Origin of the sequence: Spirosoma sp. 48-14 (assembly GCF_001898575.1) — a bacterium.
Lineage (GTDB): Bacteria > Bacteroidota > Bacteroidia > Cytophagales > Spirosomataceae > Spirosoma.
This window is the reverse complement of sequence record NZ_MKUD01000022.1, coordinates 186,125-209,356: the sequence shown is the minus strand read 5'-3', so window position 1 is coordinate 209,356 and position 23,232 is coordinate 186,125. Positions and strand designations below refer to the sequence as shown.

Below are 23,232 nucleotides of genomic sequence, written 5' to 3'. Positions count from 1 at the left end.
TTTTTTATTTATCATTTTACTTTGAAAAACAAAGTACTTTTATGAACCCAAAATCAACTACCCGTTTATTTACCTCACCTGTACGGGGCACTGCCATTCAGCCTGATGCCACGGACCATGACTTTCCCAATTCTTCTGCCCGAACCCGCTTTCTGGAGCCGTTTCAGGATTCATGGTTTGGTATCGGTTTAGGGTTCCTGGCTACATCGGGCGGGGCATTTTTAGTGTATGAACTGCTGGGCGATTCTCGTCAGGCAGGCAATTATAACGGAGGGATGATCATGCTTCACTATTGTTTAGCCGTCATCTTTTCGATTCTTTTATGGACACAGGGCTATTTCAGGTACCGTTCCGACCACTATGCTGCAGGCAGACCGACACGATGGGTCGGATTACTTTTGTGGCTTATTAGCGCCTATGGGCTGAATCGGGAGTTAGCGGTTTTTCAGCAATCAACCACCTGGCTATGCTGGGCGCTGGTCATAACGGGTGTGGCGATGGTACTTTTCGCCTGGAAAGATGCTTTATCGGTTCGGATGCAGCAAGCCCTCTATGCCTCACTGGCTATTGGGTGGTGGCTATTTCTGTACATGGCTATTTACATTGCGCCCATCTACCTCATCAGCATTCCTATGCTGATCGGCCTGGGGCTATCCATTCATACCTTTATTCCCCTCCTGTTTACCATCGCCCTGGGCAAACGACTCTGGTTCGATGGTCATCAGGACGAACATCTACGGCTGGGAATAGGCGTTGGGGCGATCACACCGATCCTTGCGCTTGGGCTTTTCCTGAGTGGCTGGATTCATGACTTAAACAGTATTGAACAGACACAGCTAGAAGCTACGGTTCGTAAAACAAGCGATCTGCCCGATTGGGTGCTTATAGCCCAACGCTTGAAACCCACCTGGATTACCAATCGGTTACTGCTAAGCGATCGGGTGTATGATCGGATGCTTGGGGATAGTGGTACTGGTATCGGCCTAACCAGTTTTACCAAACTCGACGAGGTTCGGGAACATGACCCGCTGGTTGCCATTGCCTCCTTATTGTTTCCTGCCGATGTACTGGATAATGCTGATCAACTGGCCTTACTAAAAGTACTATCGGCCAATCGGCACGGAGCCGAAGAAAAACTTTGGACTGGACGCCACCTCATCACCGAAGATGTGGTTTCGCAGATTCGGATCTGGCCACAGTTCCGGATTAGCTACACCGAGCAAACCTTCCGCATTCGGAACCAGGCTCGAAACACCACTGAAGAGGCCCTTTTTACCTTTCAATTACCTGCCGGGTCGGTGGTTTCCTCCATGTCGCTTTGGGTGAATGGCCGTGAAGAACCCGCCCGACTAACTACGGTTGCCAAAGCCGATACCGCTTATCGAACCATTGTTGGTGTTGACTCCCGGAGACTGGCACGCGATCCATCGGTGGTTCACTGGCAGGAAGGAAACCGCGTAACCGTCCGCGTATTTCCGTGTCGGGCCGGGCAGGATCGACGCGTAAAAATTGGAGTCACCTCCCCGCTACGCCTTTCAGACAATTACTTAGTTTACCAGGCTCCCATAGTCGAAGGCCCCGACGCCAGCTCAGCAAACGAACTCATCCACATCGACTTTGCCTCGCATCCAACCGACCTGCAAACGCCTTGGTTTTTAGATGGCCTTCAGGAAAACATACTGACGCATCAGGGGAATTACCATCCGGGTTGGGAAGTTCGGTTCCAGGCTCCCCCATTATCCAACGAAGTCTTTGTCCTGAACGGAACGGGTTATCGGGTACTACCCCTTCGACAAATGAGTGAAACGTTTACACCCACCGACGTCTATCTGGACGTTAATGCATCGTGGCGGAAAGATGAATTCACCACGGCTTACTGGACGGCGGCAAAACGACGTAACTGTCGGGTGTGGATATTCGATGATGGCCTCAAACAAGTCCGGGAATCTGACCTCGACGTTACTTACGACCGGCTCCATCAGCAAGCGTTCAGCTTGTTTCCGATCTACCGGATACACCACCCTGCCACTGCCTTACTTATTACGAAAGGGGCAATGACAGGGCCAGTCCTGAGCGATTTGCAAAACAGTCGTTTCGCCGATCGGTTTAGTGAACTGGCCAATGCACAGCCTCCTGTTCGAACCTTCTGTTTCACCTCGAATGACGGGCGAGTCAATTTGCCTCCTTATCTAAAAACACTGGCTGAACTGGGTGTACTGAATGTGCTGAATGGCAACACATGTACGCTCATTGATTTCTACAAAAAACGCCAATTCCCCCAGTCTATCCGCGATTCATCACGTAGTAGTATACCAGAAGCTCATATGGCTATTCAATCGGTCAACACACAAGCTACGAACGCATCGACAGCCCCCGACCACCTGGCGCGGCTCTTCAGCTATAACCAGTTGTTACAACACATTGGCAGGAAGTATTTCGTAAAAAACTACCAGACGGATACGCTGATTCTGCAAGCTCAACTGGCCAACATTGTTTCGCCTTTATCCAGTCTGGTCGTCCTCGAAACTACAGCTGACTACGACCGATTCGGTATTAAAAAGGACAAATCTGGTCTTGAGAATGCGACATTGAAAGAAGAAGGGGCGGTACCTGAGCCACAGGAATGGGCGCTATTGGGGCTCCTAGTCTTATTACTTGGTTGGTTAATCTGGCGAAAGCACTATGCCCTCTCTTGATCTGATTTCCTGGCTGGCGATAGCGTTGCTGGTATATGCCTGGTGGCCCGGCACTTTCGGACGCGAACGGTGGACTGGCCGATTACTCACATTATGCCTGCTATCACCGGGCTTACGGTACCTATCGAGCCTTTTTTCGTTTCCCATCCGCCTGAAACTAAGTACCTGGGCTGGTTATCTGTTAAACGCGGCTGGCCTGTCGGTGCAGGTTGACGGCAATGTACTGATACGAACCGCATCTGGTACCGAGCCTATTGAGATGGCTGTCGACCCAGCCTGTATGGGGTTACAACTGACTGGTGTATCGTTGCTGGTAAGCCTGTTCAGTCTCATCTGGCAGGAACGACTCCAGCATAAACGAGTCCTACTAGGCTGGCTCTTTATTTATGAAATGGTTACCTTAGGTTTAACTGTGCTATGCAATCTGTTTCGAATTGTTTTGCTGGTCGCGTTTACAGCAATGCCGGGTACACTGGCCCATGAAGTCATTGGGCTGGTGTGCGTAGGGGTTTATACCTGGGGACCAAGCTGGTGGATGGCCAGTATGCTGGTAAAACGACACGGAAAGTCTGACTCGGCTTATGCATACACTCCAACCTCAAATACTATGCTAAAATCGGCGGGCTGGAGCGTTTGTTTACTGGCTTTTGGTATTGGCTTTCGTATGCTAACAACCAGCCATACTACGCCAGCTACTGATTGGTGTCGTTCTCTGCAACGCACGGATACAAGCTGGCATCGCTACACCGCCGATTGTCATTGCAAACCCCTTCAGAATGGTTTCGTCCAATTAGCCAAACCGGGTTTACTTATCTACATAAAACCCCAGACCGATTGGATCAGTGCCGATCATAGTCCCATGGTCTGTTGGCTCGGCAGTGGCTATGAACTTCGACATGTACGAGAAATTTTGTTTAATGGGCATCCGGCTTATGCAGGCGAGCTACAGAAGAAGGGCCAAATTCTACATACGGTCTGGTGGTTCAGCAATGGAGCAATCGTTACGACCAGCCAGTTGAATATGCGGGCTGCTATGATAAACGGGACAACCGGATTCGTACTGGTCAATATTACCTCCGAAAAGCCCTTATTCCAGGTATAATATCCCCCAAAAAAACTTCCCAAACGTGTCAACACATTTAGGAAGTTGAATCAACCAGAACACGGTTCACTGTGCGGTATTGAAATCAGAATCTTTTAGGCCTTTATTTACCTTGACGTTATCGACCGACATGGTCATTGGGCCACGCGGTGATTGCTGCAGGAGTGTCATCGGGAATTTAATTCCATTAGCTTCCTTATAATCAGCATAGACTGTCGTCATTTCCCCCTGCTGCGTTTTGGTCGTCGACTGTACTTTCAGCCCCGTTGTGGTGTCAAAGTTATCCGTCCAGGTGGCACCACCATCGCCCGTTGAATGACTTAACTTATACGTGTCTTTCCCATCCACTTTTTCGGGGCCCACTACCGTACTTTTCACCCCGTTTTCGGCATAGTGTAGCTCCGGGAAAAGTGTGTTCATAACCACCATCTGTTTAGCCATGGGGCCATCCAGCGTGCGACTTCCCTGCATCCCTCCCATTACGACTTTTTCGCCATCGCTCGTTTGCTTCATGACCTCCATGCCATTGGCATTAATAACCATCGAGAATTTGTTGGGTAGCTTTTGCTTGCGAGTCATAATGATGGCGTTACCATTCATCTCCGACGACATATTCGTAGTCAGATCAGTAACTTTCAATAAGGCGTCTTTGCCACCGATAGCGGTAATGTATTTGTCCATGATTTCTTCGGCGGTTGGCGTTGATTGAGCCAGCAAGGTTTGCCAACCCATCAGAAAAGCTACGATAAGTCCTGTTTTTCTCATGATTATTTACATTTTATCCTACCAAAGGTACTATATGAAGGAGTAAACATCAAGTATACAGCAAGCTTTGCGCACAAAACTTTTCCCGATTAACAGCTACTAATTCGACAGGGCAAATTCAGCCAGATAGACCAAAGCACCAGCTACATAGCCGATTAGTGCCAACCAGCTAATTTTTCGTAAATACCAGCCAAATGACAGGCGCTCCATGCCCATCACAGCCACCCCCGCAGCCGAACCAATTACCAGTAAACTTCCTCCGGTACCTGCACAGTAGGCCAGAAACTCCCAAAGTTTAGCATCGGCCGGATAGGTTTGTAAATCGTACATACCCATAGCGGCTGCTACGATGGGCACATTATCGACCACTGCTGAAACGATCCCAATCAGGAACACGATGGCATCCAGATTGCCTACTGCCTTGTTTAAGGATTCGGCCAATGCCGGCAGGATAGATGTGGCTTCCAGTGCACCCACCGCCAGTAATATCCCCAGAAAGAATAAGATACTCGGTACATCGATCCGACTTAGCGCATGTGCCGCCGTAAACCGTTTCCGCTCCGACTCATCCTTATCACTATGCAACACTTCCGATACTACCCAAATCATTCCTAAAACCAGCATCATCCCCATGTAAGGAGGCAAATGGGTCAATGTCTTGAAAATCGGCACAAATAGCATCCCCCCCAACCCGACGGCTAACATGATCCGCCGATACCGACGCGCAATGGGTGTCACATACGGTCGACTAATACCCTGCGATGACGATTTAATTTCTTCCTTCGGCTGCAATCGGGTCAGCAATACCAAGGGGACGACCATTGATATGAGACTGGGCAGGAATAAACCGCGAATAATAGCCAGGGTCGTCACCTGCCCTCCAATCCAGAGCATTGTGGTTGTTACATCGCCAATGGGCGACCAGGCCCCTCCAGCATTTGAAGCTACAATGATCATTCCGGCCATAATATGACGCTGTTCTGTATTACGCACCAGCTTACGGGCTACTGACACCATGACAATAGCCGTTGTTAGGTTATCCAGCAACGCCGACAGGAAAAACGCCAGCAGACTTATGATCCAGAGTAAAGTTCGGATACTGCGGGTAGCAACTCGGTCTGTAATGAGCGTAAACCCATCATGGGCATCAATCAATTCGACAACGGTCATAGCCCCCAGCAGAAAAAACAGAATTTCGGAAATAGTCGATAAATGGTTGCTGAGCTGCTCGCCAACTAGCTCTTTATTATCGCTCATCAACGCATAAGCCGTCCAGCAAATAATGCCGGTAATAAGCGCTGTTGCGGTTTTGTTGAGCCGAATCGAATGTTCAAGCGTGATTAAACTGTAGCCGGTTACAAAGAGGAGTATTAACAGAGTTGACATTATATACTGTTTTTAGTCGCTGCATGCTGGGCCATGCAATGAAAACCCAGCCTAAAACACGTACTTTATAAACCTTTCTGAATGCATTTGTGCTTATCATTGTTCGGTTACCATAAACGTACGTATATGTTTGTCGTTCGCTTTTCGTCTATGCGGGCCGACGGTATGGCCTTGTTTCCATTCATATTAGTAAAACGACCTAATCCGGGCCCAACATTGCTTAACCATGAGCGGATTCATCTTCGCCAACAGGCCGAATTGGGTATACTTCCCTTTTATCTCTGGTATGTAATCGAGTATCTGATTCGGCGATTTCAATACCGGGATCATTATACGGCTTACAGAAATATCAGTTTCGAACGGGAAGCCTTTGCCAACGATCAGAACCTAACGTATTTGGCAAATCGGTCTTTGTGGCAATTCTGGCACTATTTGACGAATGATACGCTATAATTTATAATTCATCAATCGCTTATTGCCCAGGATACCAATCGTGGCTACTAAGGACGAGAATACGACGACCAGAACCGGGATACCCTCCCGAAAGCCGACCAGTCGGAGGTCGTCGGGAATATTGAGATAGAGTAGGATTGTAATCAGGCCACGGGGAGCAATCCAGAGCAAGGGCGTCAGTTCGCCCTGATACGTTACCCGAAGCGTAACCCAGCGCCAGCCAATAATCACCCCAACAAACAATACACTTACCACCAGCGCATCGATATCAATTAAGCTCCGGGGCACAGCAGCATAGCCCAATAATAAGTAAAAGAACGTCCGTACCACAAAAGCACCTTCAGCAGCCAGGCTTTTCAACTGGTCTAGCTCTTTTTCGAACAAGTCGTTTTTCAAAATCTGGCTCAGTCGCCCCCGGATGAACAGATCGGTATTGTTCAGAAAAAGACCAAAGATCAGGATGAGCAGCAACGACGACAGATGATTGATTTCGGCCAGTGCATACACCAGAAACAGCACCGAAATAATGGGCAGGAATTTGATGCGGTGGTTAATTCGACTAATCAGATAAAGAAGTAAAAAGCAGCAACCCAACGAAATCAGAGCCATCGCCAGCGTATCGCGCGTAAACGACCAGACAGCGCCCAGCAACGAGTTTCGACTTAGCAACAGAAAGTTGTAGGCCATAATACCCAGAATACTCGCAAAAGCTGATTCATAAACCGCGTACTCCTGCTGACCGCCCGTCAGTTTGGCAACAGTCTGTACGGTTACGGTGCTGCTAACGATAGAAAACGGCAGGGCTGCAATCAGGCAATGATAAAATGAATCGTTCAGGAGTAGGTACAACATACTGGCCATCAGAAGCGTACTCCCAATAATAGCCATCAACGAAGCCAGAAGGGTTCGGCGAATAACACTTAATCGCTCGGCATGAAGCTCCAGATCGAGTCCCCCTTCCAGTACAATCAGAATCAGGCCAAGTGTACCAAGGGTAGGTAAGATGGTGGCCACATAAGGGACCTGCACATTGAAATAGTCGGTTGCCTGCTTGGTCAGCATACCCAGCAGTAATAGCAACATAACCGACGGGGTTTTGAATCGACTACTGAACAAATCGAACGCATACGAAATCAGTACCGACAAACTCAGAACTATAATCAGTATCGATGAATCCATAAGCGAAAGAGCGAACGAGTGAACGACTGAACGATCGTAATAAAGCTTGCGACAAATTTTCGCTCTTTCACTCGTCCGCTCGTTCGCTCATTAATAATTATTTCCTGGCGTAATAATAAAGATTCACAGAAGCCGCATTGGCTCGTTCGCTGATGGTAAAAAAGCCTTTGTTATCTTTATCGAAACACACGGCTTCGCCTTGTGGCTCCAGCCGAACTGTTAGCTGGCGCGATGTACCGTATTGCAACGCATCCGCAACGGATTGCCCGCTATTGCGCTTCCAGTAATACAGTTGCGTGTAGGTACGAACCAGCAACTCGCTGCCATCCGGCGAAATGGCCGCCGACGTGACGTAATTGGCCAGGCCGCCCCCACCAAACGACGGTAGTTCACCAAAGGCTGTCGCGACCGTTACCTCATTTATATTCTGTGGATACGGTAAACTGTAAAGCCGGACTTTTTCTTCACGCTTAGTGATGATGTAGATATCTTTTGTTCCTGGATCGACAAACATGGCTTCGGCATCGTGTGGTCCATCAGGATACCGAAAATTGATCCGTTCAACCCCAGTTACACTAGCCTGTAAAGAGGAAGGCTCAGGGAATCGATAAATGACACAACCTGAATATTGAGCGTTATTATCACCAATATCGCCTATGTAGAGATAATTGATCCCGTCTTTTGGCCCTGGCCCAATTGACATTTCTTCCCAATCGCGGTTTGTGGCGTTCGGTATGGTAATCTTGCCTTTTACTTTCCCATCGTAGCCCAGCAAGGCCAGCTCATTGGGACTTCCGCTATCCTGCTCAATCCAGATATAGCCGGGCTGAGTACGACTATCAACCATACCCGAAGCTTCATCAATTTGGCCCGGTGTTACGGGAGCTTCAGTTGGTGTCGATGAAAATTGAGCGTCAAATACACTGGGAACGGTGAGCTTACACGAAGCGAAGACCAACCCCAAAACCAGCAGAACGAAATTGCGCATGATATAGTCTGGTTGATTCGGTTGCCAATCTAACGAATTGGCGGACAAAAATGATGAACGCATGGGAATAAAGCTATTTGATCGCATGGAAACAGGGATTTATTCTAAAACCATGCCGGAATACAGACAGGTCGTTAGTTTTTTGATAAGTCATGCTTTTAGAAATGGGCTGCTCTCAACCATAACTCGCCCTATTTGTATGAAAAATCGCATGACTTTTTTAGCAGCAACGCTCCTACTTGGTTTCTGCTTAAGTTTTACTATTCGCCCATCGGCCGACGGATGGGTTAGTATTTTCGATGGCAAGACATTCAACGGCTGGAAAGTTACCGAAGACAGCCCAGGTACATTTACCATCCAGGATGGAGCGATTGTTGTCAACGGCCCACGAGCCCATCTGTTTTACGAAGGTCCTGTTCACAATCATTCCTTCAAAAACTTCGAGTGGAAAGCCAGTGTCAAAACGATGCCCGGCTCCAACTCAGGTATGTTTATCCATACGGCGTATCAGCCATCGGGCTGGCCATCACAAGGATATGAAATCCAGGTCAACCAAACCCATACCGACTGGCGGAAAACCGGAAGCGTTTATGGTGTTCAGGACGTAAAAGAGGTCTTTGTTAAAGACGACGAATGGTACACAGAACACATTATTGTGAATGGGAAAAAAGTGATCATTAAAGTCAACGACAAAGTGATCAACGATTATACTGAACCCGACAGCATCAGCACGTCGTCTAAACCCAAAAAGCTCAGCATGGGGACCATTGCCTTACAAGGCCACGACCCAAAGAGCAAAGTGTATTATAAAGACATCATGATTAAAGTGCTGCCTGATTAATTAACAAAACGGTCAGAGTATGGAGCAGTGGGTAAAGCGCCCTCTTGTTCCATACCTGACCGCTTTGCTATTTAAATTGCTGAATGCTGTACGTATTAGCTTGCAGTCGGCTGGGATCTTTGGCCGCTGCGGCCGCACTGACTTCATCGATTCGGGCGTTCAACGAATAAATTTTATCGCCAACCAATACATTCGTCGTGGCCTGGTCATAGCCAGCCTCATCGGTTTTAACCAGCGTAGCCGTTTTCCACCCGTCCGTACTGCGCACCTGCGATACTTTATTACGGCTGTTTACGACGTATAAATCATTGTTGTAGAGCAGCATACCATCGCCATTCGGCAAGCTCACACCCGTTACTTCCGTTATCGTATTATCGTCCAGCTCAACTTTGAACAATTTACCCTCGTTGGACTTTACCACGAGTAGATACTTATCTGGGTGATACACAATACCGTTTAAATTGATACCCTGGTCACCTGAAAAAAGTGTCGATGTAACGGCCACAACTGCCTGCTCCGAATTAGCCGATATTTTATAAATAACGGGTGCAAATGAGTCTGTTACATAAGCGTTGCCGTCGTTATCAAAGGCAATATCATTGGCAAAATGATTCGAGGTTGGTAACAAACTGGCCAGATCAATCTGGCGAACTTTCTGCTTTGTAGCCAGATCATAGACAAACAGGCCAGCTGTCTTAAGTGCCGTTTGCGGTGTACTCTTATCCGAAACACCCTGATCCCCATTGCACACATAGAGCAGGCCGTCACGAACTTTCATGCCAATACTACTGATCAACTGTTTATCATTCGCTATCAGTTCTTCATACCGTCCATTCTGGTCAACTGTCCCGATTTTCCCCTGCGTTATCGAACTAACCAGAAATTTGTCGATTGTAGGTGAGTAGGTTATTCCTTCTGGATACTGACGCGTAGCCACAAAATCGATCCGTTGGGGAATTACGGGTGCATTAAACTCTGGATCTGTGGAGTTACAGGCTGCTAAGCTTAATCCCACCAAAAGCAATGTGGGAATCGAATAGGTGCGAGTTATCATGATAATCTTCGAGTGTTATATACTGACTATTTAATAGCTTTCTTGATCCTAATGTTTAGCAAAAGGCTTAACCGGGCACTTATCTGCCGAAAACCATCCTGCCTGTTTTGTGTTTTAATCCTATACTAATTCTCTACCGTTATGAACCACATGACAACCCTAACCGAAGCCATGGATAAACTTCGGACCGAGGGGTACACCCACGAGTTTGGCCCCCGCAAAGATTTTCTGGAAGAAAAAAGTACCCAGACGAAATTAAAAAGTGAGGATTTTCACGTCGATAAATTTTACCGATTCGAAGGTACTTCGGATCCTGGTGATGAAATGACGTTGTACGCCATCACGGCCTCCAACGGCATGAAGGGGGTTTTTGTAGCTGCTCAAGGCACCTATTCAAACGAAGTATCGCCCGAACTAATGGCTAAATTTACGATCTCAGACCGCAACCATGTAACCACTACCGAAGGTTCGGTACAACCATTAGACCAACAAGAATCTCCGCACTAATCATTTCTCGGATATTTACAAGAAAAACTCCCGGAAGATGGTAAATTTTCCGGGTTTTTCACTATATTTGCGGCCTTTACAAAAAATGCACCGTTCGTTCCGTGCTGATACACTATGAAGTTATCCGAATTCAAATTTGATTTACCCGATAGTCTTATTGCCAAGTACCCGGTAGAGCGGGGTGAATCGCGGCTGATGGTCGTTGACCGGAAAACTAAAACCATTGAGCACAAACAGTTTTCGGACATCCTCAGCTATTTTGATGATGGCGACGTGATGGTAATTAACGATACGAAAGTATTTCCAGCACGGCTTTATGGCAACAAGGAAAAAACCGGAGCTAAAATTGAGGTGTTTCTACTTCGTGAGCTTAACCGCGAAATGAAGCTTTGGGATGTACTGGTCGATCCTGCTCGTAAAATTCGTGTTGGCAATAAACTGTATTTTGGTGATAGCGATCTAGTTGCCGAAGTAATCGACAATACTACCTCGCGCGGCCGTACAATCCGTTTCCTGTTCGATGGTAACCATGAAGAGTTTATGAAAGCCATCGATGAACTGGGCGAAACCCCAATTCCACGGGCAATGAATCGGGAAGCAGAATCGGCCGACCGGGATGATTACCAAACCGTTTTTGCCCAACATATTGGCGCTGTGGCAGCTCCTACGGCTGGTCTTCATTTCACCCGTGCCATGATGAAGCGGATGGAAATTAAAGGCATCCATTTCGCTCCCATCACGCTGCATGTAGGCCTGGGCACGTTCCGGCAGGTGGACGTAGAAGACCTCACCAAACACAAAACCGATTCCGAAAACTTTAAAATCACGGACGGCTCTGCTCAGATCGTCAACACGGCGCTGGATGCCGGAAAACGGGTTTGTGCAGTAGGGACCACTTCCCTCAAAGCCATTGAATCGTCGGTATCGGCCAATAGCCGATTGAAGCCCATTGAAGGCTGGACAGATCGGTTCATTTTCCCGCCCTACGATTTTAAAATCGCCAATTCGCTGCTGACAAGCCTACACCTTCCTGAATCTATCCTGATCATGATGACGAGCGCTTTCGGTGGGCATGAGCTTATTAAAGAAGCGTACCAGATTGCGATCAAAGAAAAATATCGTTTCTTCAGCTACGGCGACGCCATGTTGATTCTGTAAGTCGTTAGGGATTAGTCAGTAGTCATTTGTATTTTTGGGGCCTTAGTGCCCCTTATTTTTTGCAATTCACCCATGACTGACGACGATCAATCGGCCAATAGCCCGGCTGCCGACCGATATGCCATTATTGTTGCCGGAGGCAGTGGCAGCCGGATGAAATCGGATATACCGAAGCAATTTCTTCTGCTACGCGGTAAACCTATTCTTCAGCATACCCTGGAGCGGTTTCTGGACGTGCTTCCGGCTTCACAGATTTTTCTGGTTCTGCCAGCTACGGATCGAATCACCTGGTTAAATCTGTGTGAGCAGCATCAGTTTTCTCCATCCATTGCACTTGTTGATGGGGGGGGCACCCGTTTCCAGTCGGTACGAAATGGACTAAGCGCGATTCCCATGACCGAAGGATTAGTAGCCGTTCATGATGGTGTACGACCGTTTGTGTCGGCCGAAATTATACAAAATAGTTTTGACACAGCCGCCCGGATGGGTTCGGCAGTTACCTGCGTCCCGGTAAAAGACTCGGTTCGCGTTGTTCATGCCGATGGCCGAAGTCAGGCAGTTAATCGAAGCCAGTATCGGTTGGTACAAACCCCACAAACCTTTCAACTCAACCTGTTCAGACAAGCCTTTACAGCGGAAGAACAACCTTTTTTTACGGATTGCGCCAGTGTGATGGAATTTGCCGGATTTCCGATTACACTGATCGACGGTTCGTACGAAAACATCAAGATTACAACACCAGAGGATTTAAAATAAGCCAGTGTAACAGCCTGAACAGGTTACCATCACCCATACTCAGCTCGGAATGCGTCAACGACTGCTTGCTCATCAATACATCGAAGGTATTCTAGCTGGCGACCGACTGTTACTGAGCCGAGCCATTACGCTGGTTGAAAGCCGTCGCCCCGACGATCAGGCTCTGGCCCAGCAAGTTCTGGAAGCTGTTTTACCAGCTACCGGCCAATCGATTCGGGTGGGTATTACAGGCGTTCCCGGCGTTGGAAAAAGCACCTTTATTGAGGGGTTTGGGCAGTATCTGACGAACTTGGGGCATCGGCTGGCCGTGTTGACCATTGACCCTACCAGTCAACGTTCGGGCGGCAGTCTGCTGGGGGATAAAACACGCATGGAAACCCTCTCGATGAATCCCAGCGCCTACATTCGCCCTTCACCAGCTGGCGATTCGCTGGGGGGCGTGGCTCATCGCACCCGTGAGACCATTCTACTATGCGAAGCAGCGGGCTTCGACATCATTTTGGTCGAAACGGTAGGTGTGGGGCAGTCGGAAACTGTAGTACATGGCATGGTCGATTTCTTTCTGCTGTTGATGCTAGCCGGGGCAGGTGATGAATTACAGGGCATGAAACGTGGGATCATGGAACTGGCCGACGCGCTCTGTATTACCAAAGCTGACGGCGACAATCGATCGGCAGCCAACCGCGCACAGGTAGAGTACCAAAATGCCCTCCATCTGTTTCCACCCACCGGCACGGGCTGGTTTCCGCCCGTGCTCACCTGTTCGGCCATTACCCATGAAGGATTGGCGGGTATCTGGCAAACCATTCAGGAACACCAGCAATTAACGACTACCAACGGGCACTGGCGCCAGCGTCGGCAGGAGCAGCAACGAACCTGGTTCCGGTCATTGCTGCGACAACGCCTTGAAAGCCAATTTTATGCTCAGCCGGGTATGGGTCAGCAAATTGCCGCGATGGAAGAACAGGTTCTGGCTGGCAATCGCCTACCCGCACCAGCGGTTGATGCGTTATTAGCCAATCGATAAATGGCAGATAACCAGGAGTAACTTATCCCCTGTTCATCACTTTGCTTACTTTTGTTCGTATGTATAAATTTCTTCTGATAGGCTTTGTCCTGCTCGTTCAGACAGTCAAAGCGCAACGGGATACAACGATTACGGTCACGACTACTGATGCGCTTCAATTCGACCAGAAGCGATTGGTAGTTCGCCAGCAGACGCGGTTGACGCTTATTTTTCAGAACAAAGACGACATGGCTCATAACCTGGTAATCACCCGACCGAACTCACGTCTGCGGGTTGTCGAATTTGCGCTGGCACTTGGCCCAAAAGGTCCTGCGCAGCACCATGTACCCGTAATGGATGAAGTACTCGCTCACACCCGAAGCGTTGAGCCCGGCACCATAGATTCCCTGGTTGTCACCCTGACCGAAGGCGCTTTTCCATTTGTCTGTACGTATCCGGGGCATGGGTCGATCATGTACGGGGTTATCTACGCCACCAATGAACCCAAACGGCTCCCACCCGCTAGTCAGGACCCCAATATGCCAAACCCTGAACGCTTGGCCGAAACGGGCCATCAACATCACCAACCGATGAATTCGGGCCATCCCTATGCATTACAGTTACCAGCCGTTTACCGAACGTTCATGCCGGATTGTGGACCTGCTGCGATCGCGGTTGGGCTGCCTGGCCCGGAAGGGGGGCAATCGTATGTATTCGATGCAGGACAATGTCGCCTGCGGTATGCATGGTCAGGTGGTTTTGTCGATAATACAGATCAGTGGGAAGGCAAGGGTCAGCGGCTCACCAAAATTGTGGGTGAAATTTACTTCCGGGATACAGGCGGCTTTCCCTGGCGAATCGGTACAGCCAATGAACAGATACCCCAGTTTAAAGGGTATCGGTTACGGAATCGGTATCCTGAATTTCAGTATATCGTCAATGGCGTGACTATACATGAACTTATCCGGCCGCTTCCTACAGGGCGGGGGCTGGTTCGCTCCTTTACGTTGAGCCCCTCCAAAGAATCTGTCTCTTTTTTAGCGATGGCACAATCAGGAATTCAGCTAAAACCGTCGGTTGGGCAGTTTAAAAATGGTGTGTTACGGCTACCGGCCGGAACCCGTCAGTTTACTTTAACCATGTCCAACTAATGTATGACGTTATGTTATCTGTGCTCACATTCTGCTGATTATTCTCTTTCCTATGCTCGCGACACTTCTTCTTTCCTCATTCCTGCTCGTTGCCCCAGTCGACACGATCTCAGATTATTATGAGGTTGAAACGATTCCTACACCGCCAGGACTGGTTGCCGAAACAGGGGGGCTGTCTTTTCTGCCTGATGGTCGATTGGCAGCCTGCTTTCATCGGGGCGAGGTTATGCTGTATAATCCCAAAACGAAAATCTGGAAACTCTTTGCCGAAGGACTGCATGATCCACTGGGGGTTGTAGCCCTGAATAACCGTCAGCTGCTGGTCGTGCAACGTCCTGAATTAACCCGCCTGACCGATTCAGATGGAGATGGTGTAGCCGATACGTATGAGACCATAACCGATCAATATGGCATGTCGGGAAACTATCATGAGTTTGCGTTTGGCCCCGTGCGAGATGCCAAAGGGAACATATACATCAGCCTGAATACGGCGTCTAATGGAGCGGGAATTCGGAATGAATTACGGGGTCAATACGATGCCCTGGGTCGCCAGGGACGCATGTATGCCTGTGTCCCATACAGAGGCTGGGTTATGCAGCTTACCCCCGACGGTCAGTTAAAACCGTTTGCCAGTGGATTCCGGTCGCCAAATGGTATTGGTTTTGACGCACAAGGACGCTTGTTCGTTACCGACAATCAGGGCGACTGGCTAGGTACCAGTAAGCTGTATCACGTTGAAGAGGGTAAATTTTACGGACATCCAGCCAGTTTGGTCTGGCGACCAGGATTTCCCGATATTGATCCGTTAACGTTGCCAGTAAAAACGCTTGACAGTATGCGGACAGTGGAGAGTGTGGCATTCCCCCATGAGTCGATGGCTCACTCACCTACCCAGATCGTTGTGGATAATACAGGCGGCAAGTTCGGTCCCTTTACAAATCAGTTGTTTATTGGCGAGATGGATTTCCCGCATCTTCTACGAATTCTGCCGGATGAAGTTGATGGGCAGATGCAGGGAGCTTGTGTTCGGTTTTTCGACAACGGCGGTAACCATGGAGTCCGATTACGGATTGGCAACAATCGACTGGCCTTCGCTCCCGATGGAAGCCTGTACCTCGGCCAAACGGATCATGGCTGGCTGGGCGCTCGTGGTATTCAGCGAATACGCTACAAAGGCAACCTATCTGGCAACGGCGCTCCACTCGACATTATGAGTATGCAACTAACGCCTACCGGGTTTACCCTAACGTTTACGCAACCCCTGGATGAGGCTTCGGCTCGGGCAGTAGCGGCCTATCACTTTCGAAGCTATTACTACGAATACCACCAGGCCTATGGCTCTCCGCAGATGGATGTTAAATCGGTTCCAGTAACTGCCGTTTCCCTTTCCGGCGATCACAAAACCGTGTCGCTTACCCTGGCCGAATTGACGCCCGGCCGTATTTACGAACTTACGCTTGGCGATTTAAAGGCAGGGCAGAAAAAGTTGATGAATCACCTGATATGCTATACACTAAATAAACTAAAACGCTAGTCGTCAGCCAATACGGGTTAACAACCTACTGACTGACGACTAGCGCAAAACAACTAATTTTGATTTAGGCATTGCCTAATGTTCGTTCAGGCTCGTTGGCCCGTGTAGCCGGTACTGATTGCTCAGTTGCCTGGCTGTTCCAATCAGGATTATTCTGATCATTGGATACCGGAGGCTGCCCCCACGAAGCCCGCTTCGACTCTTCGATTTCTGCACTGGTCCTATCGTCGTCTGCCTCCGCAGTCAGGGCATCTGCTTCGGCCACATCGCCGGGCACATCAGTATCGTTGCTATCGGCTACGCGCGATGGCAATTCGTTATCAAGATTTTTATCGTTTAACTGTGCCAATGCAGGCGGAATACCCATGGTATTGTGCATGGCCTGAGCGGCATAAGACTCAGTACTTTCTTTCCGGGAATTGCTACTTACGCTCATAACGTTGTTTATTTAAGGGTGAAAACTCGTTGCGAGCCAAACCATACGCTGTCAGCTCACTGTAAGGGTGTAGAGGCTCGTTCAGGTTACGATCAATACGCTGGTTTGTTGTTCAGATCGGTACCCGTTTCAGCCAGTGAAGTTTCATGATCCGACTGCGTTTCTTCATCCAATTCACTTTCCTTCGGATCATTCTGATGTTTTGCCGACTCCTGCGCTTTCGGATTAGGAACCTCCTCATCCGATGCATAATCGTCAGGCCCGTGCGTTGTTACATCGACCATAGCCGTATTTGTTTTGACTTCGTCGGCTGCGGCTGCGTTCTTTCCTTCTTCGGTCAATTCCATGGTGCTATTACTCATATCCCCCATGCGCAGTAAACCATTCTTACTATCCATGTCGGTACTACCAATAGCGCGATCGTTGCGACCATCCTGTCCACCCCGAACCTGCTCACTACCGAGCCCATTCACCGAATTCTCCTGGCTATATCGATTGCGGTTGTCCTCTACAGGCCGATCCCGATCCGTATCGCCCGATCCAAAAGGACCTTCCGAGCGACCAGTTATCTGGGCATCTTCATGATTTACATTCTTTTCCTCTTTCATGTCGTTGAGTCAACTGGTTTTATAAAATAACTTCAGAATATCGAAAAAGTTTATGCGGTTCGGTGTACAGTAAATTGTCATCATAACCAATAAACGTGGCCGTGTATCGAACGTCCTCAAGAGGTTCCAGTTTCTTTTAACAGTATGTAACTACGCTTAACCTTATTGAGCTACCTACCGAAAAATTAATATATATACCGCAAAGTATACATTACTACAGGTTTGCTATGATGGGATAGGGAATGCCATTTAATTGCCTGACAAATTTACACCCTAACAATAGGGTAAAGCCCATCAAGACTTGCTACAAAAGCTGACCAGCGTATCTGTAATGCCCAAGCAATTTTTGTTGGATCGTAAATTTTAATAGTTGGATAAAGCGTAATGCAGAAAGCGGACCGATCTTATCGATCCGCTTTTTTTATGTTCCAGCAACGGAGAACAATCATCGTTGACCAGTAAGCCCATAAAAAAGGAGGTCACCCGAAAAGATGACCTCCTTTTATAAACTTGACTCAGGATAGGTTAATCGACATCCCAGAACAGTTTGGTGCTGAATACATCAATAGTCCCCTGTGCTGTGACGTTAGCCGAGTTCGAACCGGACTCAGTGTTCGGATAGAAGAACCGAAGCGGCCGTTTGTTAGCTTCTGGTACCTGAACACTTTGTGGAATAACCGGCAAATTTGTCCGACGGTATTCTGCCCATGCTTCAAGGCCATTGAAGTTCACGAACGATATCCATTTCTGGATAGCGATAGCCGTCAGCTTATCGGTCGATGCATCCCAGTCATAATTCTGGATACCACTGCCTTTATAAGCCGCTGCACCTGCCGTATTTGCTCCCAGTACCCGGAACGATTGCAGAATGCCCTCTTCAAAATATGCTTTAGCCGTATTGGGAAGCGTTACATCGCTATAGCGTTGTTTAGCCTCTGCCAGCAGGAACTGAACTTCTGAAGCGGTCATGATAATGTACGGGCGGTTATACTCACCTTTTACAAGCAGGCTGGGCCCCAGCGAGGTTGTATTGGCAGGCAGGTAACCCGAGCTTACCCCAAAAGGCGTTCCCGAATAGTTGGCCGAAATTTCTTTCTGCGTACTAACACCCGGCGTCGTCGAGCTCTCGCCACCATTGGCATATGCAATCCGCTTCATCCGTAGCGTATCGCCCGATGCTTTTAGGTTGTCGATCAGGAACTTCGTCAAACGTGGGTAGTTGTTCAATGCACGCTTGGCACCGTTGGCATCATAGCCCCAGCGATCGTAAACGGGATTCAGCTTACCTGCCGTAGCCAGAAAGAACGACGTTCCACCAACACCGACTTCAGCCCCAGTAATAAAGCCAGACCCTTCTGTAACAATCTTATTGATTTCGGTTTTGATGTATGTATCTCTTCCCGAAACTTTTGACTGACGAATCAGAATCCGCAGTTTAAGCGAATTGGCGAATTGAGCCCATTTGGTTGTATTCCCGTTGAAAACGATGTCGGAGCCAGTAAAAGCACTTGCAAATGGATTGGCTTTCAGATCAACGATAGCCTCGTCCAGCAATGTGATCAATCCTTCATAAACCGTTTTCTGATCATCAAATTTAGGAGCCAGCGAAGCGGTTGCTTTCAACGCGTCGGAATAAGGAACGTTACCATACATATCCACAAGCTGTTGATACAGCATCGCTTTCATTACTTTCGATGGTCCCTTCAGATACTTCTGGTTATTGGCATCTGCATTATTGATTACATATTGGTAATCTTCCAGGTTATCGAAGTACGGGTCCCAAAAGTTGAAGTCCCCGTTGGTATACTGGTAAGCGAACTGGGCCGTATTGATAATATAACCATTGCCTTGTGTCCACTGACCCGACCAGTAGAAGCCGATTTCGCTCGAACCACCCCCGTCATTATTACCGGCAATATTTCGTGCCGATGTATTCAGGGCATTCGTAAATACATAACTGGGCGAAGCCGTGGGTAACTGGTTCGGGTTGGTGTTAATATCCAGGAATGATTTCGTATCACAACTGGTTCCTGCTGCGACAATAAGAGCCGCTATAGCTAATGTTTTTAATTTCATGTCAAGTCAATCGTTGGGATAATTAAAACGAGAGGTTGATGTTCACGCCATACTGCCGTACTGGAGGAGTCTGGGTTGTGGTGTTGATACCCGTTCCAATAGCAGATGTCACCGTAGGTGTCGAAGTTGCCTGGCTACCTGGCGTTGGGTTACCCTGATAGCTGAACTCAGGATCGGTATAGTAGTTGAGCTTATCAACAATCGTCAGCAGGTTCCGGCCATACAGGGCGATGCTGGCTCCCGAGAAAATTTTCGTTTTGTTGATCAGGTTCTGTGGCAACCGATACGACAGGTTAATATCGCGAAGTTTGATAAACCAGGCTGGCGTGACGAAGTTTTCAGAGATCAGCCGGTAGTTATCTACCCATAGCGAGTACTCAGCTTCCCGAACGTTCAGCGTCGTGTTCGGAACAACCGTGGTTCCATCTGGACCTAAGTAAGCCGAATTCGGGAAGATGTGTGGTGCGCGGTCTTCGGTCCATTTACCGGTTCCGGTGAAGGTCATTTGACGGCCCAGATCACTGAACATCACGTTACCACCCCGATACTCGAAGTTAAAGGTAAAGCCGAAGTCACCGTATTCAATCTTAGAACCTAACCCAGCGATGTGGCGTGGCAACACCCCTCCCCGACCCTGCAACTGAGTATTACGTAATGGATAACCGGTGGTAGCGTTCACCAGTACTCGGCCCGAACCATCCGGAGCGTATTGATAGCCGTCCGTTTTCAGATATGGGAAACGCAAGTCTTTGATTACGTTCGTATTAGCATACGAGAATCCGCCATACTGGAATTCATTTACACCCGGATACAGATCCACTACTTTATTGTCGTTGTATGAATACCGTACACTGGCATCCCAGGAGAATTTGTTACCCCGAGCAATCAGGTACTTCAATTCTGCCTCATACCCCCAGTTCTTGGTTTCACCCACGTTGATCAGCAGGTTCTGGAAACCAGTTGAGTTCGGGATACGAACCGTAATTACCTGGCCCTGCGATGTCTGCGTATACGCCGATACGTCAATGTTGATCCGGTTGTTCAGCAATTGGAATTCGGCACCGATTTCAGACGAATACACGATCTCGGGCTTCAGGTTTGCATCGGGCAGCGTGTTACCAACTGTCAGGCCGACAGTGTTTCCGTAGGGGAAACCAGAGCCGTTCGGGTAGGTCAGATCCAGGCCGTATAATGGGATGTTGTCGTTCGCATTTTTGTTGTAGTTAGCCCGGAACTTGGCATAGTTCAGGAACGACGACCGGATGTTTGGAAAAGCATCCGTTGCAATGAACGAAAGAGCAGCACCATAGTAGGGGTACGAGTAATAATTCGATGGACGGCTTGGCTTAAAGAACTTCGACGTCTGGTCGAAACGGAATGATCCGTTCAAAATCAGCCAGTTCTTGTAGTTTGCCGTTAAGTCAGCATAATAACCGATACGACGTTCCTGTGTAAGAATTTCGCCCCCAGTCAATTCTCCCTGGCGGTTGGCTACGTTATATACATTTGGTACAACAATTGAGCTTGACCCAATGGCAATGTTCTTAGTTGTACGCTGATAAACGCTGTTACCCAGTAATAATTTGGTAGTCACCGGACCAAAATCCTTGGTCAGATTGATCTGAAATTCGTTGTTGATAACGTTCTCTGTACCCGAATAATCCAGAACGCTACCGAGAATATCCGTAATAGCCCGATAGATACCTGTACCATCGCCATCATGATAATACGGTGCCGGAATGAACGACTTGGTCTTGGCCCAGTCCGAATACAGGAATTTGCCCGTTGTATTCTTACCCGTACGCGAGTTGTTCATTACACCCAGACGCTCATTGAACGACAACCAGGGAGTAGGCTTGAAGTTGATGTTCAGGTTACCGTTCAGGTTGGCATCCTTGTATTTCATGCGTTGGTTATCAGCGTTGAAATACGGGTTATTATAGTAGTCATTATAAAAACCGTTCGGATTAGCCAGCGGATTGGTCTGCCAGTTGCGCAGATCAGCCAGCGGTAAGTTGGCAGGCTGGTTCAGCACATCGTTATAGAAATCAGACGAAGTACGGTCGTAATTGGCCTGCGTATAAGCCGCATTAAAGCTAGCCGTTACTTTACCATATTCTTTGGTTGCCGACAGACGAGTACCCGTGCGGTTACTTTTATCATTGGGAACGATACCGGCAATCGACTGATTTTCAATCGACATATAGAATGAGCTGGTTTCGTCTCCTCCTGAAAAGTTTACCTGATTGTTTACCGATACGCCCGTGTTGAATGCTTTCCTACGTGCATCGGGAATAGCCGAGTAAGGAATAATTAGCTGGCTACCATCTTCGGCTGTACGGCCCTGAATCCGTGTTGACCCATCGAACGCATCGCCATACTGCTGATTTTCGTACGGCCGCCAGTTGTCTTTCATGCGCTCCAGGTAATCGGTCTTATAACCAGCGCCACCAAACGATGTAGCATAGTGAGAACCCGAACCGTATTTATCCTGAAGTGCTGGCAGAAAGCTGATCTGGTCGAAGTTTGTACTGTTCGAATAAGCAACTTTCAGCTTTCCTTTCACCCCTTTCTTTGTCGTGATCAGAATGGCTCCGTTGATACCTGCTGAACCATACAGTGTAGCCGCCTGACCGCCTTTCAGAATCGTTACGCTCTCAATGTCGTTGGGGTTGATCAATGCCAGAACCGTCGACGTAGTTTGCATACCGTCCAATACAACCAGGGCCTCGTTGTTACCCGTTAGCGAACGATACCCACGGAGTACGACTTTTACCGCCGGGTCAACACTGTTGTTGATGTTGTAAACAGCAAGACCAGTTACTTTACCGGAAAGCGCCTGAGCTAATTGCGGAGAACGACCTACGGTTACGTCCTCCGTAGCCACCTTCGATACGGCATACCCCAATTCCCGCTGACTTTTCCGAACACCCTGGGCCGTTACAACGACCTCCTGAAGCTGAGAAGCATCAGGCTTTAACGCAACATCAACCGTCGATTGGTTCTCAATTTTAATACTTGTGGTTGCAAAACCAATAAAGCTTACCTGAAGCACATCACCCTTATTTGCAGAGATCTGGTATGTACCGTCGGAGTTTGTTGTTGTACCCTGGTTCGTACCTTTTAATAATACGGTGACCCCTGGTAAGACTGAGCCGTCTTCTGATGAAGTGATTTTTCCAGTGATTGTCCGATTTTGGGCAAGCAATGGAATAGCGAACAGACACAGTAAAAACTGTGTGAGTAAATATTTACGCATATGCTCTCGTTTAAGTTAAGAATGAAAAACTGGTAAAAAACCAATCCAAATGTATTAAAAAAATATTAATCACATTAAAATCACCCCTAACACCACCAGAGGTTACATAACCAACTTTTACAAAATATTATTTCTATATTTCAATCTACAATACCACAAAAACAAAATATTATCACTAATAATAAAATAAAAAAAATAATAAATTTTTATTCAGTCAGATGCAACAAATACTTTTTTGTCTGCGTATATACCCGAAAAATTAAAAAATACAGGTCAA

At 48.0% G+C, this 23,232-nt stretch carries 19 protein-coding genes; 10 read left to right on the top strand and 9 right to left on the bottom strand.

What is annotated here, in order from left to right; translation table 11 throughout:
- The first annotated feature begins 41 nt into the window (after positions 1-41).
- Both BGO59_RS13765 and xrtN read left to right on the top strand, forming a co-directional pair.
- On the top strand, positions 42-2,696 hold the full coding sequence (locus BGO59_RS13765; protein ID WP_293684188.1) for an XrtN system VIT domain-containing protein: 2,655 nt from the start codon (positions 42-44) through the stop codon (positions 2,694-2,696).
- On the top strand, positions 2,683-3,798 hold the full coding sequence (gene xrtN, locus BGO59_RS13760) for an exosortase N (RefSeq protein ID WP_293684187.1): 1,116 nt from the start codon (positions 2,683-2,685) through the stop codon (positions 3,796-3,798). Before BGO59_RS13765 ends, xrtN begins: the two co-directional genes overlap by 14 nt.
- 66 nt (positions 3,799-3,864) lie before the next feature.
- Here xrtN and BGO59_RS13755 read toward each other — a convergent pair whose 3' ends face one another.
- Entirely contained in the window at positions 3,865-4,563 is a 699-nt protein-coding gene (locus tag BGO59_RS13755) for a hypothetical protein (RefSeq protein WP_293684186.1), read from the bottom strand.
- Positions 4,564-4,662: 99 nt separating this feature from the next.
- Complete coding sequence (nhaD, locus tag BGO59_RS13750; protein WP_293684185.1) at positions 4,663-5,949, bottom strand: sodium:proton antiporter NhaD; 1,287 nt, start codon at positions 5,947-5,949, stop codon at positions 4,663-4,665.
- A gap of 126 nt (positions 5,950-6,075) precedes the next feature.
- Here nhaD and BGO59_RS13745 point away from each other — a divergent pair, with 126 nt between their 5' ends.
- Entirely contained in the window at positions 6,076-6,402 is a 327-nt protein-coding gene (locus tag BGO59_RS13745) for a hypothetical protein (protein WP_293684184.1), read from the top strand.
- Here the strand turns inward: BGO59_RS13745 and BGO59_RS13740 are convergent.
- Both BGO59_RS13740 and BGO59_RS13735 read right to left on the bottom strand, forming a co-directional pair.
- The gene (locus BGO59_RS13740; protein WP_293684183.1) at positions 6,397-7,581 is read right to left on the bottom strand and encodes a sodium:proton exchanger; all 1,185 of its coding nucleotides are present in this window, start codon (positions 7,579-7,581) and stop codon (positions 6,397-6,399) included. The two genes, BGO59_RS13745 and BGO59_RS13740, sit on opposite strands and share 6 nt — an antisense overlap.
- Positions 7,582-7,678: 97 nt before the next feature.
- A complete protein-coding gene (locus BGO59_RS13735) occupies positions 7,679-8,569 on the bottom strand; it encodes a PE-PGRS family protein (RefSeq protein ID WP_293684182.1) in 891 nt (296 codons plus the stop codon).
- Positions 8,570-8,768: 199 nt separating this feature from the next.
- On the opposite strand from BGO59_RS13735, the gene BGO59_RS13730 reads away from it, so the two are divergent.
- A complete protein-coding gene (locus tag BGO59_RS13730) occupies positions 8,769-9,410 on the top strand; it encodes a DUF1080 domain-containing protein (protein ID WP_293684181.1) in 642 nt (213 codons plus the stop codon).
- 67 nt (positions 9,411-9,477) lie between these two features.
- Here the strand turns inward: BGO59_RS13730 and BGO59_RS13725 are convergent, their stop codons facing one another.
- A complete protein-coding gene (locus BGO59_RS13725) occupies positions 9,478-10,464 on the bottom strand; it encodes an SMP-30/gluconolactonase/LRE family protein (RefSeq protein ID WP_293684180.1) in 987 nt (328 codons plus the stop codon).
- Positions 10,465-10,605: 141 nt separating this feature from the next.
- Between BGO59_RS13725 and BGO59_RS13720 the strand changes: the two genes are divergently transcribed.
- From BGO59_RS13720 to BGO59_RS13695, 6 genes are all read left to right on the top strand, one after another.
- The gene (locus BGO59_RS13720; RefSeq protein WP_293684179.1) at positions 10,606-10,971 is read left to right on the top strand and encodes a hypothetical protein; all 366 of its coding nucleotides are present in this window, start codon (positions 10,606-10,608) and stop codon (positions 10,969-10,971) included.
- Positions 10,972-11,085: 114 nt separating this feature from the next.
- Positions 11,086-12,129, top strand: coding sequence for a tRNA preQ1(34) S-adenosylmethionine ribosyltransferase-isomerase QueA (gene queA, locus BGO59_RS13715; protein ID WP_020595360.1), 1,044 nt, complete (start codon positions 11,086-11,088; stop codon positions 12,127-12,129).
- Positions 12,130-12,201: 72 nt separating this feature from the next.
- Positions 12,202-12,885 (top strand): 2-C-methyl-D-erythritol 4-phosphate cytidylyltransferase, encoded by a 684-nt coding sequence (locus BGO59_RS13710; RefSeq protein ID WP_293684178.1) that lies wholly within the window; start codon positions 12,202-12,204, stop codon positions 12,883-12,885.
- Positions 12,886-12,934: 49 nt separating this feature from the next.
- On the top strand, positions 12,935-13,912 hold the full coding sequence (gene meaB / locus BGO59_RS13705) for a methylmalonyl Co-A mutase-associated GTPase MeaB (protein ID WP_293684177.1): 978 nt from the start codon (positions 12,935-12,937) through the stop codon (positions 13,910-13,912).
- Between the two features lie 59 nt (positions 13,913-13,971).
- Positions 13,972-15,042 (top strand): plastocyanin/azurin family copper-binding protein, encoded by a 1,071-nt coding sequence (locus BGO59_RS13700; RefSeq protein ID WP_293684176.1) that lies wholly within the window; start codon positions 13,972-13,974, stop codon positions 15,040-15,042.
- 52 nt (positions 15,043-15,094) lie between these two features.
- A complete protein-coding gene (locus BGO59_RS13695) occupies positions 15,095-16,576 on the top strand; it encodes a hypothetical protein (protein WP_293684175.1) in 1,482 nt (493 codons plus the stop codon).
- A gap of 64 nt (positions 16,577-16,640) precedes the next feature.
- Here BGO59_RS13695 and BGO59_RS13690 read toward each other — a convergent pair whose 3' ends face one another.
- The 4 genes from BGO59_RS13690 to BGO59_RS13675 all read right to left on the bottom strand — a co-directional run bounded on the left by BGO59_RS13690 (position 16,641) and on the right by BGO59_RS13675 (position 22,955).
- Positions 16,641-17,012 carry a hypothetical protein gene (locus tag BGO59_RS13690; RefSeq protein ID WP_293684174.1) on the bottom strand — a complete coding sequence of 124 codons (372 nt, stop codon included), beginning with the start codon at positions 17,010-17,012 and terminating at the stop codon, positions 16,641-16,643.
- A gap of 92 nt (positions 17,013-17,104) precedes the next feature.
- Positions 17,105-17,620, bottom strand: a complete 516-nt coding sequence (locus BGO59_RS13685) for a hypothetical protein (RefSeq protein WP_293684173.1) — start codon at positions 17,618-17,620, stop codon at positions 17,105-17,107.
- A gap of 525 nt (positions 17,621-18,145) precedes the next feature.
- The gene (locus tag BGO59_RS13680) at positions 18,146-19,696 is read right to left on the bottom strand and encodes a SusD/RagB family nutrient-binding outer membrane lipoprotein (RefSeq protein WP_293684172.1); all 1,551 of its coding nucleotides are present in this window, start codon (positions 19,694-19,696) and stop codon (positions 18,146-18,148) included.
- 22 nt (positions 19,697-19,718) lie between these two features.
- Positions 19,719-22,955: a SusC/RagA family TonB-linked outer membrane protein gene (locus tag BGO59_RS13675; RefSeq protein ID WP_293684171.1), complete on the bottom strand. Its 3,237-nt coding sequence runs from the start codon at positions 22,953-22,955 to the stop codon at positions 19,719-19,721.
- Between the last annotated feature and the right edge of the window lie 277 nt (positions 22,956-23,232).